This window comes from Stenotrophomonas mexicanensis (assembly GCF_032911605.1).
GTDB classification, from domain to species: domain Bacteria; phylum Pseudomonadota; class Gammaproteobacteria; order Xanthomonadales; family Xanthomonadaceae; genus Stenotrophomonas; species Stenotrophomonas maltophilia_A.
Genome location: NZ_JAWJTG010000030.1, coordinates 1 through 13246 on the forward strand (window position 1 = coordinate 1; position 13246 = coordinate 13246).

15 protein-coding genes and 1 pseudogene are annotated in these 13246 nt (G+C 58.2%); 9 read left to right on the forward strand and 7 right to left on the reverse strand.

Annotated features, from left to right (window positions below):
- Nucleotides 1-436: 436 nt before the first annotated feature.
- Entirely contained in the window at nt 437-1972 is a 1536-nt protein-coding gene (locus R1L06_RS13575; protein ID WP_253086149.1) for a DGQHR domain-containing protein, read from the forward strand.
- A 236-nt stretch (nt 1973-2208) separates the two neighbouring features.
- Nucleotides 2209-3270, forward strand: a complete 1062-nt coding sequence (locus R1L06_RS13580) for a hypothetical protein (protein ID WP_317217956.1) — start codon at nt 2209-2211, stop codon at nt 3268-3270.
- An 11-nt stretch (nt 3271-3281) separates the two neighbouring features.
- Here R1L06_RS13580 and R1L06_RS13585 read toward each other — a convergent pair whose 3' ends face one another.
- Together R1L06_RS13585 and R1L06_RS20500 are read right to left on the reverse strand one after the other, a co-directional pair.
- A complete protein-coding gene (locus tag R1L06_RS13585; RefSeq protein WP_253086147.1) occupies nt 3282-4121 on the reverse strand; it encodes a DNA adenine methylase in 840 nt (279 codons plus the stop codon).
- 699 nt (nt 4122-4820) lie between these two features.
- Nucleotides 4821-5060: pseudogene (locus R1L06_RS20500) on the reverse strand (SOS response-associated peptidase family protein); the annotation flags it as partial.
- A gap of 444 nt (nt 5061-5504) precedes the next feature.
- Between R1L06_RS20500 and R1L06_RS13590 the strand changes: the two are divergent.
- Nucleotides 5505-5954, forward strand: a complete 450-nt coding sequence (locus tag R1L06_RS13590) for a BLUF domain-containing protein (RefSeq protein WP_317217957.1) — start codon at nt 5505-5507, stop codon at nt 5952-5954.
- Here R1L06_RS13590 and R1L06_RS13595 read toward each other — a convergent pair.
- The gene (locus tag R1L06_RS13595) at nt 5951-6226 is read right to left on the reverse strand and encodes a hypothetical protein (RefSeq protein WP_088435548.1); all 276 of its coding nucleotides are present in this window, start codon (nt 6224-6226) and stop codon (nt 5951-5953) included. The two genes, R1L06_RS13590 and R1L06_RS13595, sit on opposite strands and share 4 nt — an antisense overlap.
- 471 nt (nt 6227-6697) lie before the next feature.
- Here R1L06_RS13595 and R1L06_RS13600 point away from each other — a divergent pair, with 471 nt between their 5' ends.
- On the forward strand, nt 6698-7198 hold the full coding sequence (locus tag R1L06_RS13600) for a hypothetical protein (protein ID WP_317217958.1): 501 nt from the start codon (nt 6698-6700) through the stop codon (nt 7196-7198).
- Here R1L06_RS13600 and R1L06_RS13605 read toward each other — a convergent pair.
- Nucleotides 7192-7584, reverse strand: coding sequence for a winged helix-turn-helix transcriptional regulator (locus R1L06_RS13605; RefSeq protein WP_262217263.1), 393 nt, complete (start codon nt 7582-7584; stop codon nt 7192-7194). The genes R1L06_RS13600 and R1L06_RS13605 overlap by 7 nt on opposite strands.
- Before the next feature lie 142 nt (nt 7585-7726).
- Here R1L06_RS13605 and R1L06_RS13610 point away from each other — a divergent pair, with 142 nt between their 5' ends.
- Nucleotides 7727-8659 (forward strand): NmrA family NAD(P)-binding protein, encoded by a 933-nt coding sequence (locus tag R1L06_RS13610; RefSeq protein ID WP_197561134.1) that lies wholly within the window; start codon nt 7727-7729, stop codon nt 8657-8659.
- Between the two features lie 314 nt (nt 8660-8973).
- Nucleotides 8974-9417: a RidA family protein gene (locus R1L06_RS13615; RefSeq protein ID WP_317217959.1), complete on the forward strand. Its 444-nt coding sequence runs from the start codon at nt 8974-8976 to the stop codon at nt 9415-9417.
- A 65-nt stretch (nt 9418-9482) separates the two neighbouring features.
- Here R1L06_RS13615 and R1L06_RS20505 read toward each other — a convergent pair whose 3' ends face one another.
- Nucleotides 9483-9773 (reverse strand): excisionase family DNA-binding protein, encoded by a 291-nt coding sequence (locus tag R1L06_RS20505; protein ID WP_373695425.1) that lies wholly within the window; start codon nt 9771-9773, stop codon nt 9483-9485.
- A 20-nt stretch (nt 9774-9793) separates the two neighbouring features.
- A complete protein-coding gene (locus tag R1L06_RS13620; RefSeq protein WP_180890460.1) occupies nt 9794-10156 on the reverse strand; it encodes a hypothetical protein in 363 nt (120 codons plus the stop codon).
- A 280-nt stretch (nt 10157-10436) separates the two neighbouring features.
- On the opposite strand from R1L06_RS13620, the gene R1L06_RS13630 reads away from it, so the two are divergent.
- The 3 genes from R1L06_RS13630 to R1L06_RS13635 all read left to right on the forward strand — a co-directional run bounded on the left by R1L06_RS13630 (nt 10437) and on the right by R1L06_RS13635 (nt 12501).
- A complete protein-coding gene (locus R1L06_RS13630; RefSeq protein WP_051007172.1) occupies nt 10437-10661 on the forward strand; it encodes a DUF4224 domain-containing protein in 225 nt (74 codons plus the stop codon).
- A 428-nt stretch (nt 10662-11089) separates the two neighbouring features.
- A complete protein-coding gene (locus tag R1L06_RS20510; protein WP_373695426.1) occupies nt 11090-11290 on the forward strand; it encodes a helix-turn-helix transcriptional regulator in 201 nt (66 codons plus the stop codon).
- A 155-nt stretch (nt 11291-11445) separates the two neighbouring features.
- The gene (locus R1L06_RS13635; RefSeq protein WP_317217960.1) at nt 11446-12501 is read left to right on the forward strand and encodes a YagK/YfjJ domain-containing protein; all 1056 of its coding nucleotides are present in this window, start codon (nt 11446-11448) and stop codon (nt 12499-12501) included.
- On the opposite strand, the gene R1L06_RS13640 is transcribed toward R1L06_RS13635, so the two are convergent.
- Nucleotides 12485-13084 (reverse strand): hypothetical protein, encoded by a 600-nt coding sequence (locus R1L06_RS13640; protein ID WP_317217961.1) that lies wholly within the window; start codon nt 13082-13084, stop codon nt 12485-12487. The genes R1L06_RS13635 and R1L06_RS13640 overlap by 17 nt on opposite strands.
- Nucleotides 13085-13246: the final 162 nt, after the last annotated feature.

The following is a 13246-nucleotide window of genomic DNA, read 5'->3' on the forward strand; positions in this document are numbered from 1 at the left end:
AGGATCAGAAGGTTGCAGCTCTTTTAGAACCGTCCGTGATATCGGGGTAGAACCCAACTGAGCTTTGTCAGGTCCTAAAAGGGTGCTTGGGGGTTGAATGCTTCAGATGGTCTGGTGATGGTTCGGGCGAGGTGATTTGGTACATGGTTGGTACAGACGGCCCAGATGTCGTGGTAAAGCTGATCCCGCCGTCTTTGTGAAAAGGGGAAGGGGGGGATCGAGTTGCGAAGGGTGTAGTAAATTCAATCGCTTACGATACTTTTGCTTCTTTGGATTGCCGCATGTTGGTTAGATTCGGCTTGGCGATTGGCACATGTGGAACAGATCAAGACTGCTACGCGGCACAGTGACAACCGCGAAGCGAAGCTTGTCTATCGCTCTCATCGTCCCTTTACCAGCTATCATCAAGTCCTGACAAGGATGCGCAGGGGGCGCTATGACGGCAAAGATTCCGCTTCTCAAGGTTCGGCAGTGGGTGAATACGTGGGACCAAGCCGATTGGACCGACCACCTGCCTAAGCCTGAAGATCATTTCTTCATGGGTTCTGTGTCGCTGTCCGAACTTCGCAAGCTGGCGGGCGTGAGCCGTCGTCGAGTGGAGGAGCGTGCCATGAAGGATGCGCCCGCAGGCTATCAGCGCGGGCATGACAGAGATAGGTCTGACAAGATCGCTCGATATATCCAGTACGGCTATCCAGCGTCATCCACACGCGGCGATGTGCCCTTGACCACGCCAGACCTCATCCACCCTGGCTGGCTGCCCACGGCAATCTTGGTCAACATCTTGAAGCCTGGCGATGTCCGCTATCGAGGTGGCGTGGCAGTGGAGCTGGCTAGGAACGCGGCGATCAACGTCGTTGAAACGGATGGCCTGTACCATCTCGAATTACCGAGTGTTGCTTCACCGGACATCGAGCCTCTTGAGATCATCGACGGCCAGCATCGTGTCTTTTCTGCAGATGGCCTTGATAGTCTTCTTTCTGACTACGATGTGCCCGTCGTCTTCTTCTCTGGTTTGACCACATCTTGGCAAGCCTACCTCTTCTGGGTAATCAACGTCGAACCCAAGAAGATCAATCCGAGTCTCGCGTTCGATTTGTATCCGGAGCTTCGGAATCAACTTTGGCTGGACCGAGGAGAAGGGCTAAAGATCTATCAAGAGCATCGCGCCCAGGAGCTTACAGAAGCACTTTGGAGGCATGCGAAGAGTCCGTGGAAGGGCAGGATTGAGCTGCTCGGAAATCGCGTGGAAGGTCACGTTTCAAACGCTGCGTTTATCCGATCACTTATCGCGACATTTATCAGGAGATGGGGCAGCGATCACAAAATCGGGGGTCTTTTTGGTGCTGTCGACAAGGCAGGCGACGAGCGCATATTGCGATGGAATAGATCCCAGCAGGCTGCCTTTCTGATTCATATCTGGTCAGATGTCGCTGCAGCAGCTAAAGGCAGTGAGAATGAATGGGCTGTTGCGTGCCGAGAAGCTTATGCATTACTACCTGATGCAGCTCGACAACGGACCAATCCGGAAGGGTTGGATGCAGCCTTTGCCGGCCCGCACTCATTACTAGGTACAGACCAGGGTGTTCGCGCGATCCTGCACGTGTTCAATGCCATGTTCCAAGTGCGTTACGACGAAGTTGGGCTGGACTCTTGGGTGCTGGACGACGTCGAGTCGCTGATGACCGATGATGGCGTGTCCCATGCGCTGGATTCGTTGAAGAAGCACACCCGAATTACTCAGTACAGCGCGACTCTCGCCCGTGAACTGACTTGGACTGGGTTTGATTGGCGTACATCCACTGGGCCGGGCCTGACGAGTGATCAAAAGCCGGTGCAGGCATCTTACCGTGGCAGTAGCGGCTACACTGCACTGTTTGGCAACGTCATTGAGCATCTGACTAGGGCAGATAACCGCGAAATTAGCGAGACGGCCGCAGCAGTCCAACAGATGACAGGGAGGTCGAAATGAGTCCCGGCCGGCGGAGCCGTGGGGGCCCTGCTGGACGCAATCGGGGAGCCGGCGCGCCGCGCAGGCCCTCGTCGCCCAATCCTCATACGGCCAGACCGAGTATCGCCTCCATAGTCTGTGCATCAGCCTCTCCCTCCTCGCTAGCGCTTGCATATCCTGCGCTTGCGCCTGGGGCGGACGCGCACCAGCCGCTTGTTGCGGGTGGTGGAGACGCCGTACAGCTCGCCGGTGCCCACGTGTCGCATATGCTCGAGGCTTGGCGGTACTTCGGCGCGTCCGTTAATGCTCTGCTCGTCAATTCACCATACAACGCAATTCACTTCGCCTATTACGCCCAGCTACGCGCGGCAATGGCAGTGTTTTCGGGTGAAGGTGTGTTCGTACAGCAGGGGGCATATTTCTACCTCGACTCATCTGGCACGAGGCATAATTTCTCAGCGGCTGGCACGCACACCTTCGTATGGGAGCTTTGGCGGGAGTGGATTAAGGGCAGTCGGGCTGAGGACCTGATCGGTGACCAGATCAAACTTATGCCCTTGGTCAGCCTTTCTGACATTGTTCCCTCGCCGCGTCCAGGCGGGGTACTGGAACGCTGGGGCTTTGACCTCGCGGTTGGCGCGACCGAGAAGACTGCTAGAAATGCCGCTAGCTATGATTCAAAGGCGCCGTTCCCAATTCCTGTTCTGACTTTCGACCACGTATCAATTGTGCGCTCAATCTGGCGGCTGCTGCTCAGTGATGACTCCGCAATCGCGTTCGACGCTGCCTTCGTTAGATACTTGGTTGACCTTGCCGTCACTGATGCTATTGCATCTGGCGGAGCGGATGACGAGATCATTTCTCGTGAGCAGCAGCTTGAGGAAATTGCTACCAAGGTGGCGGGTGCCACTGGTCAGGACGCGGCGGCTCTGTTACGACGCTTGTCAGACCCCGGGGCTGACGACCGTCTCTTTGCCGCTGCCTCAGAGCCGCAGCAAGATGTTGTAAATGTGCTTGCACGAGCGCTTTTCTTGGTCCGAATTGCATCTCTAAGCGTGGCGCGTGCTCTTGGTAATGATGAAAGCTCGGCACGCAGCTGCAAGAGTTGGATCAAGTGTTGGTTGTCCGCAATCGGCGTGATTCCCGCTGGAGAGTTTGAAGTCCAAGATCTGGTGGTGGACTTTGAAGACGCTATTGCCGAGCTCGACTTCTCCGCAGGTGCGGAGCTGCCAAGCACCTTGTGGCTGGGTGAGACAGCTGAGTACTCTGCACGTCTTTCCAAAGTGGAAAGCGTCTGTGCGTGGGGTCTTCCACTCTAGGTGAAGAAAAACTAGTCTTTGATGACTATTTCTTCGTACTGTTTTCGAGATGCGCCGCTTCCCGAGATGGAACTAAATCGGGAGAGCGGCGTAGTCTTGAAGCCGTGATCGTTGAAAAGCTTCACAACGGACGAGTGGTTCGCATTTGTGGCAACCACGTGAGCGCCTCTCTCACGAGCTTGACGCAGGCTGCGGGCTAGTCGCTCTTGATCACTCCAAGAGAAGAGTTTTTCGTTGTATTTGACGAAGCCATTATTGTTATGTTGAACCGTATAAGGTGGGTCGGCGAAGATTAAATCGCCTTCGGCTGCTTCAGCAATGACTTTCTCGAAATCCGCACGCACGACTTTCGCTGCACGCAGAGCGCGGGAAGTCGCGGAGAAATCGTCTGTGTCGAGAAGCACGCACTCCTTTGATCCTTTGGGTACATTGAATTCACCCTGCATGTTTACACGGTAGATGCCGTTGAAGCACGATCTGTTAAGGTAAAGAGTTCGGGCAGCTCTGCTTAGGGCATCGGTGGGGACAGTACTTCGAACCAAGTAATAGTGCAGCTCTGAGTGGGCCTTGGCATGATCGCTAAGTGCCTTGTACAGTTGCTTGTGCCTCGTTTTCATTTGGTTGAAGAGGTTAACTAGCTCTGCATTCTGATCGCTGAGAATTGCTTCTTGAGGCTGAAGTGCGAAGAAAACCGACGCCGAACCCATGAATGGTTCGAAATAGCGGTTAAAACTTGTGGGAAGCTCAGATAAGTGGTTGCGTATAAACCAGCGTTTGCCCCCAGGCCATTTCAGAAACGGCACGAGGGGCTTGCGGTCGCTGTTGGCGCTGGAGGTGTGGAGTGCTGACATCTTGGACGCCGATTCTTCTTGTGCAGCAATGATAACCTAGCGCCTCCTTGGGAGAGGCGATCTCTAGCGTCCCCGCGATAGCTCAACCGGCTTCTAATAGCGGAGTTGGTTAAAGGCTCCAACGCCTGCTGCAGTCGCATCATCCCTAGTCATCAGGATCGTAGGGCTCAAGAAGTGGCGTCGCTCCGGCTAGGCCGAGCGCTTCATTGAGCGCGTCCATAGTCGTCCAGATCCCGCCGCTTCCGTCATATAGGAAGCGGATCCCGCATTCGTTGGCCCATCGGATCACATGGCAAGCCTAGGCTTCTTGCCTGGCTGGCAGAGTTCCTGCAGGTCGCGGAACTGAAGGATCGCTTGTTCAAGCGGATAGCTCATCTGGCGGGGAACGTGCGCCCTTCCTTCAGGCATTGGGACAGTCTCTTCTCAAGCGCGGAAGAGTCGTTCTGAAGCGCCTCCAGTCCTGAGCAAGCGCGCCGATCGTGCAGATCAAGGTGGAAACGGAGATACATGCCGCCTACCCACAGGGACAGGAGCACGGATAGGGAGATGGGCAGCCACATGGGCAACTCGATGTCTAGGATGTCCAGCATGGCTTCGCGCAGGCTTGTCTGGTTGTAGCCGTACCGTCTCAGACGCAGCTTATAGCCGCCAGTCAGGACAATCCTGACGTCCCTCTTGTGCCGATAGCCGACACCGAGTCGGTTTCGTGGCCACGGCCTCGATGCGGGTATTGATGGTTGAACCCTTGGCCCAGAACGGCAGCAGGCCCCAGGATAGGCGAGTGATCTGCCTGCCTTCGCCGCGACCCAGGATCACCGACGCGCGCTGCATCGGCGCCAAGTTTTAGCGCGCCTAGAACTCGCGCAGGCCGGGGGCAAGGTCAGTCAGCCCCGGCTGGCCGAAGTCGACAACGGGCAGCTGGACGAATCTGCCGCACATGGTGCGAGTCAGGCCGGCATCGCGAGGGGTAACGTGTTCCCTAAAACATGATCGCATTCGACCAGGCGGGCGTTGCTGACTGCCTGACGCTCGCCGCATCCACCGCAAGCGAGCAGGGTTCCTCCCGGCATTGTCTCCAGCTCCGGAGCGCTTGAATGGGTGACATGTCTGCACTGGTTGCAGCGGATAGTGATGGCACTTACGTGCTTCAACTTGTCCAGCTCGTCGCGGTCCGCGTCGAGGTCGATAACGTGAAAAGGCCTGTATCTGGCATTGCTGACTACCGGAAAGTTTTGCGCATGCTGCGTTTTGTGGCGCCTGCATCTTGTGACGAAGGTCCGAATTCAGCAACACACGAACCTGACGCGTTCAGGACGATTCAAGGACCTCACGCTCACATGAGCCCGCTGCTGCTACCGTGATCCTTCATCAGGGAGGTGCGCAATGCCCATCAGGGCGGTTGTATATGTGAGCGGTGCCGGAGAGGGAATCGCCGGCGACAAGCTGGGCCTGTCCAACGGTAAGTTGGATCAGATCGTGGATGACTCGGCCCGGTTCAACCGTAATGCTGGGGTTACGGGGGTGCTCCTCTTCGATGGCGAACGCTTCCTCCAGTACCTGGAGGGGCCAGAAGACGGATTAGCGGTGGCGTACTCCCGCGTGCTGGGTGCGAGCAGCCACAACGGCATCGTGGAGCTGCAGCGGGGCCGGGTGGGACAACGCCGGCTGCCGTTCTGGCCAATGAAGTGGCTTCCAGTCGAGCCCGAGGAGCTTAAGCGCGTGGCCCATGCGGACTGGACCCGGTTCAATCAGCGCGGCGACGCCTTGGCATCCTACGCGACGGCGATGGATCTGTTAGTCGCGTTAGTCGAGCCCTACGCAATCGCAGCCTAAAGCTTGCTGTTCGGCTCGCCGATTTGCTCGGTTAGCACTGTAAGGGCCTGTTGGAAGGCGGCGGCGAATAGCTCGCCGCCATCATCTCGGTGCTTCGCCGCGATATTGGGCAGCAGCTGGAGCCAGGCACCGGAGAGCTGTTCCCGCGCTGGATGACTGAATACCGCCATGCGCAGGCCGTACTCCAAGGCTTTGATGTAGGCACGGTGTACTTCTATTGAGGCTTCGCAGCAATGGAGTCGGTCGAGCAACTCCGATGTTCGATCATTCATTTTGGATCCTCAGTATCAAGTGGTTCGTCGGGCTCTGGATCAAAGAGTGCCAGCAGTCGTTCACGACGTCGCTGCTCAAGCCAGTGATGCCAGATCTCCATTTCGTCCATCAATCCTGTAGCTCCGCAAGCAGGGCACGTAAGCGTGGTTCCCGTTGGATCCTTTTGAAAGCCCGCACCCTCAGTCATCGATGACCTGAGTCCACAGTTTTTGCAGGTTGATCGCACCTGTTCCAACCGGATGATTGCCCCATTGGGCGCAAGCAGAGGCAGGATCGAATGGATCCTGAAAGCGTTGGGAGGGTGCATAGCCGTGCCGCTTGGGGGCTGGACACGGGAGCAAAGGATTCTGCGCCGGAGAAGAGCCGTGAGACCGTACTGTGCTCGCCCTAAGGTGAACGCTTCATCACAGCGGGCCGAACGGTGGTGTGCCTTCGCAGGATCTGCGACGGCCGGTCGTATCCTTCCGGCCATGCAGTACTCCCACGGCTTCCGCACCGCCCCAATTCCCTCTGGCTGGGTCCAGACCGGTGAGCGCTGGGCGCTCTGGTACAACGGCCGGGAGACGGCCAGCGTTACCCCTGATGGCGGTCCTGGGGTCCGGCTATGGATGGAAGGCCAGAAGATGTGGCAGGTGAAGGAAGTGCGCGCGGCCGGCGTGCGGCAGGCGAAGCGCTACGCCGAGCGCTGGTGCGCAGCCCGGCTGTATCCCGATCTGCCCCTGTGCCAGGCGGTTGCCCGGCTGACCGACAGCACCCCGACCCAGCCGCCACCACCACTGCCAGGCCTGCCGCCAACCCGCGAGCAGCAGCAACACGCCCGGCGCCTGGCCGAAGCCGGGGCTGTGGAACTGGCACGAATCAAGGAGGCGCTAGAGCCGCGCCGGCCGCTGAAGGAGACCAAGCCGAGGGCGAAGGACCCGATGAAGGCTTGGGTCAGGGCGGGAAGAGGACAGGTGATTTCTCGCTATTGAGACTCGTTGTCTCGAGGCGAGTCAGGTGCAAAGGAGGTGTGGTTGCTGTCGTAGATCTCGCGGCAGTGTCGGAACTCCTCGGCGTGCTGCACGACCCAAGTCCACATGGGAATCATCAGAACAAGAAGGTCTTTGCCCAGCGGAGTGATGCTGTATTCCACGCGAGGGGGAACTTCTTGGAAATCATGTCGGTAGATCAACCCATCCCTTTCCAGCTGGCGGAGGGTGCGTGTCAGCATGCGCTGGGTGATTCCCTTCATCCTCCGCGCAACATCGGCGTGACGCAGTGTTCCGTACACGCCCAAGGCATGAATGATGCCAAGCGACCAGCGGCTGCCAGCGTGCGCAAGAACCTCACGCCGAAGGCCGTCGTCGTCCGCGCTCATGCCGTCGCATATCGATTGGGAATGCCGCAGGAGCTCGTCAGAACTCATGAACGGTACGGTCGGTATCATCGGTGTGCCTTCTTACGTCGCGATGAGGAGGGGGGCAGAATCGCCGCCATCGTACACACACATGGTGGTTTGAATGTCTACCCCGATCCAATCCCGCGCGATCCTGGTCCTGGGTGCCGGTGAGCTCGGAATGCCAGTTATTCGGAATCTCGCCCGTCTAGGAAAGGAGCACGGCGCAAGCATCAGCGTGATGCTCCGATCCGCTTCCATTGCTTCGGACTTGCCTGAGAAGCGCGTTGTGGTTGATGAAATCCGCTCGCTGGGTGTGGCCATTGTTTCTGGCGACCTGGTGGCTGCCACTGTGGACGAGTTGGCGGCCATTTTCTCCAAGTACGATACCGTGATTGGCTGCACGGGTTACGCGGCTGGCCGCGACACGCCGATGAAGGTTGCGCGTGCTGCAGTGAAGTCGGGTATCCCGAGGTACTTCCCTTGGCAGTTCGGTGTGGACTTCGACGCAATCGGGCGAGGTGGTCCGCAGGATCTGTTCGATGCCCAGCTTGATGTGCGCGACTATCTGCGTTCTCAGTCCGCCATGGACTGGGTTGTCATTTCCACCGGGATGTTCACGAGCTATCTTTTCGAGCCCGAATTTGGTGTCATCGATCTCAAGGGGAAGAGGGTGAATGCCCTGGGTTCGCCGACTAACGCTGTGACGCTCACCACGCCCGATGACATTGGCGCAATGACCGCTCAGATCGTCTTCCATACGCCCGCGATTCGCAACGAGATCGTCTATCTTGCGGGTGACACGATTCGGTATGAAGCGCTGCCGGCCATGTTGGAAGAACAATTTGGTAGCCCCTTCGACTTCGCAGTGTGGGACGTTCCGCGATTGATGCGGGAGCTGGCAGACGACCCCTCGAATATGATCAAGAAGTACCGCGCTGCCTTCGCTCAGGGCAGGGGCGTATCTTGGGGAATGGAAAAGACCTTCAATGCGAAGACCGGAGCGAAGCTGGAAAGCGTCAGGGACTGGATGAGGGCCAACCTCACTACCTCGTAGGCGTTGCTGGCTTCTAAGAAGGGCACCGGGATCCGGTGCCTTTTCTTTTGGGCATGGTATGGGCGTGGCCTCGCAGCTGCAGCAGGCCCGGCGCTTGGCCGAGGCGGGGGCGAAGGAGCTGGAGCGGGTGAAGGAAGCGCTGGAACCACGCCGGCCGCCGAAGGAGACCAAGCCAAGGGCGAGGGATTCCATGAAGGCCTGGGTTAGTACAGGTAGAGAGCAGCTGTCCCGACCTCGAATCTGATCCCCCGTTCAGGGGAGGCGGTCGCCGCTCATTGCTTGCCACACTTGCCCTTTCACTAGAGAGAGCAACGATGAGCGCCAGCAATCGCAAGACCGCCAGCTTCGGAGTGCCGTGGGAGTCGGCCTACGGGTACGTCCAAGCCGTCCGCGTTAACAACACGATCTTCGTGTCCGGACAGCTGTCCCATACGCCGGAGGGGCAGTTGGTCGCACCCGCAGAGCTGGGGGCGAATGGTAAGCCCGCCAACTTCGACACCATGGAAGCCCAGATGCGGCGCACCTACGAGAACGCGCAGGTGCTGCTGGCAGAGCTGGGTGGTTCGCTCGCGGACGTGGTCGAGGAAACGCTGTTTGTCATCGACGTTCCGTCGGCTTTCGCGGCCAGTGGCAAGGTCCGGCCGGCTGTGTATGGTCAGCCGGTGCCTCAGGTGGCCAGCAACCTGATTGGGGTCTCGGCGCTTGCATTCCCAGAGCAGTTGATTGAGATCGCCTTCCGCGCCGAGGTCCAAGATTAAGGCGTAGTGCGGGCGGAGCCTTCTCCGCATTGCCGGACCTCGCTGGCGTTGCAGATCCTCATTGCTTAGCGTCGGCGGGGGGCCGTCTTGCCGTTAGCACCGATTCCCAGCCTCTTCTCGAGTCTCGCCTCCGCCGTATCGAGTGGTGGCGGGCGAATATCACGTATAGATATTCTTGGAGCTGCTACAGGTCGCAGGCGGCATTGGTTCCACCAAGCCTCCAAGTCTTCTCTATGGATGCGATCCGACTTGGCGCTTTGCCCGAGTCTCACAGCGGCGAGCTGCCCGCCATCAATGGCTCTGCGTATCGTCTTGGCAGAGCACGCGCTCTGCTCAGCCGCTTCTGCAACGGTCATCAGCTTGCCGGGAGGTTGCACTAGCGTTTCCCCTTGCGATCGTCATAGCGCCGTAGCCGGGCAAGCGCCTCCTTCATCTCAGGGGAGGTCGCAGCTAGGGTTGGTGCGGAGGTTGCGGATGGACGCGTCCAAGCCTTCGCGCCGTAGATTGCCTGATAGAGGGCAGACTTCTCGTAGAGCTTCTTGCCCATGAATTTGCGTGGATGGAGGTCGTATTCATGCGCCCTCGCGTTGAACTGGCTAACTGACACGCCGCAGTAGTGCGCCGCCTCTTCCGCCGTCAGCCAGTCCTTGCCAGAAAGGTCGATCCGGAGGGTGGTCAGCTGCTGCCTCAGTAGGGCGATCTGCTGTTCAAGCGGCAGTGCGGCTGGTAACTCGTCCATGGCTTCTCCTTGGTCTGTAGCCGAGAGTAGCGCCCTGGGGCATGATCGGCACTGGCCATTTGGGGGCATTCGATGACTGGGGATGTGCTGTCGCGCGCTGAAGTCGAAGAGATCACTCGGACCCCGATCAGGGCTAGGCAATTGGCCTTTTTCTGCCAGAACCGAATTCCCCATCAGGTCGACCAATACAACCGGGTGATAGTGCTTCGTAAGGCAGTGGGGGCGCCAGAACGACTCGACGCGCCTAGGCCTGCTTGGCATTCCAGCAAGGATGTCTGAAATGTCTGAAAAGCTCTGCCTCACCAAAGATGAGATCAAGGCGCTGACGCGGACGCCCCAGAAAGCTCGTCAGCTGCAGTTCCTGCGCCAGAACGGTATCCGGCACTACATCGATGGGCACGGATGGCCGGTGGTACTGCGGGCCGCAGTGGGCATTGTCGAGCCGACGCCGGCCGTCAAAGCCGTGCCCTGGTGGCCGAACAAGGCCGAATCACGTCCTGGCTGATCGGCCAAGCAAACGAATTTCAAACCCATAACACGATAGGGAGGGGCATCAGCCTCTCCTCTATGCCGGCGCAATGCCGGCTCCCTACTGACTAGGAGCCTATCGTGTTCATCGAACGATCCAATTCCCCTCTCGAATACTTGGCCGCCTTCGCGGTCGTCTTCATGGCAGGCGTTCTGGCAAGCAGTCGCTCGAATTGACGATCAGCCGGGGCGCATTTCTTGGCCCCGGCCACTTTTCAGCTAGTTCCTCCCCTCTGAAAAGTTAGATCCCGGCCAAATTTCGAGTGAACAAAATCAATGGCTTACGCACTGTATTTTTCTACAGGGGGCTAAATGGATGGTTCTGTCGGCGCTTGGTTCGTAGGCTCGTCCACACACCACAGACGGCCAGGCGGCATGCAGAACAACTCACCAAAATCACTCCGAATGCTTCGTCGGGCAGAAGTCCAAGCTCGCTTGGGCATCGCCCGATCCACGCTGTACGGCTACCTCAAAAAGCGCTCGCCGAGCTACCTGCCGTCCTTCCCGAAGCCGCTTCGCTTGGGGACGTCAGTCCTGTTCCTTGAGCACGAAGTTGATGACTTCGTTGTGGGCCTGATTCAGGCCAGGGGGGTGGGGCGCCGCTAGCCCTAACTTTCCTAGATCGACGCCGATCTTAGCCCTCTGCATGGGCTAGAAACGGCATGTGTGCTGGGCATCTTCTTACATGGGCTCAGTAGGAATAAACACTGTTACTCCTGACCTCCAGTAGGAGGGGGATGGCAACGACAATGAAAACATCATTGAAGAACAACAGCAGTTTCATGCGCGAACGCGCTTACGTATGGGGTGAAGACGGCACCCGCTTCGTCACTCACCAGTTGGACGCAGTATTAGAGGTCAAGCGTATCGTCGAGACGATGGGCAGGCTGATGGCAAGCCGTAAGACGCCGTTCGCAGTCGTGGCGAAGCACGGCCGCGAGTGGGTTGAAAAGACCGAGCTGGGAGATTCCATCCTGCTGTGCCTCAAGTCCGGTCTCCGGGAAATTGATGAGCACTTCCCCGCTCACCGCCATAGCCCGCTCTTTACGCTGTTCAAGCGCTTCCTCGGTCCGTTCATGTTTCTGGGAGGCAAGGTTTGGCCGGAGGACGTCCCGCGCCTCAATGCTGCGGTAGCGAAGATCCGGGCATTCGCAAAGGGGGAGGCCTTAGGCCGCCGTCTGGGCAACCTGAAGCGGGCGGAGCGCGAGAACGCCAAGTCCTGCAAACGACTGCTCAAGGCGCTGCGGGCACGCTACTCCAAGCTGCTGGTGGTCCGCCTGGACCTGGAATATTTCTCGAACTTCTGTCCAGGGAGTGGCTTCAGGGGGCAGGCAATGACCTTGAAGGACGCGCAGGCCCATCGTGATCGCTTTCTAGACCATCTCCGCAAAGGGGCGTATGCCGAACATCTCGCAGGTTACATATGGAAGATGGAATACGGCTTGGAGAAAGGCCACCACTTCCACATGGCGATCTTCTTCGACGGGCAGCGTGTGTCTCGCGACATCGTCCTCGGGGACTTGCTGGGCCGCTATTGGCAGGAGAAGGTCACAGCCTCCAAAGGCATGTTCTTCAACTGCAATAAGAAGAAGGATGCCTATGACCGTTGTGGCATTGGCATGGTCAATCGCGGAGACGATGAGAAGTGGACATGCTTGGAAGATGCGCTGCGCTACTTGACGAAGGTTGATCTGTACCTGCGATTTCGACCTGACGGTCGCGCGCGAACATTTGGGTTAGGCGGACCGTATGGTGGGGTCAAGGCTGGTCCAACCCTCGCACCGTCTTTGGGACTGGGCGTCAAGGCTTCCGCCTAGCGCTTAGGCTGTCGTAAAGGTCGTAAAGGCGTGTCTGCTTGATGAGCCGATATCCCCACCCCGCATCAGTGTGTAACTTTCCGCCGCCAGGCCCGAGCTTGGCGGCGGCTTCTTTCAGCTGGCGCCTGATTCGGAACGGGTCCGCCTCGTGCTGAGCCAACAATGCCGCAACTGCGTCTTCACGCTTCGCTTCGTTGATCGCCTTTTTCCTTTTCGCCCCTAGCCGGCCGTACTCAGCCGCAAGTCGAGTCGCGCCGGCCCGGTCTGATGATTCGTATCTGCCTTCCATGAACCCATCTCGGTAAGAGACGATGGATCCGGCCTCCCAGAGGTAGTACCACGCCTCTTCGGGGTTTCCGCTAGCGTGAAGTGTCCGGGCGAGCGCCAGTGCATCGTTGACCGATCGAAGCTCAACGGATGTCAGAGGGGTGAGGCACATCTGTTCGGTCAGTGGATCGCCTTCCAGTCCACAGATGCGCTCCAGGCGGGACCAGACGTTCTCGAAGGAGGGGGTGGTACTCTGATTGCGCGCGCTTTTGTGCATAGCTCCATCCTTGTGCTTAACCAAGGAGTCTGAGATCACCGCCTCAATCTGGCTAGGCCCCGCCCCGCCCACCGCAGTTCAAAGTGAGTCGGATGGTGAGTCAAAAGTGGATTTGAGTAGATTGAATTTTAATAAAATCAATCATTTGAATCTCAAATGCGGTTGCTGGTGGGCCACCAAGCCAGTTCGCATGATCGGCTG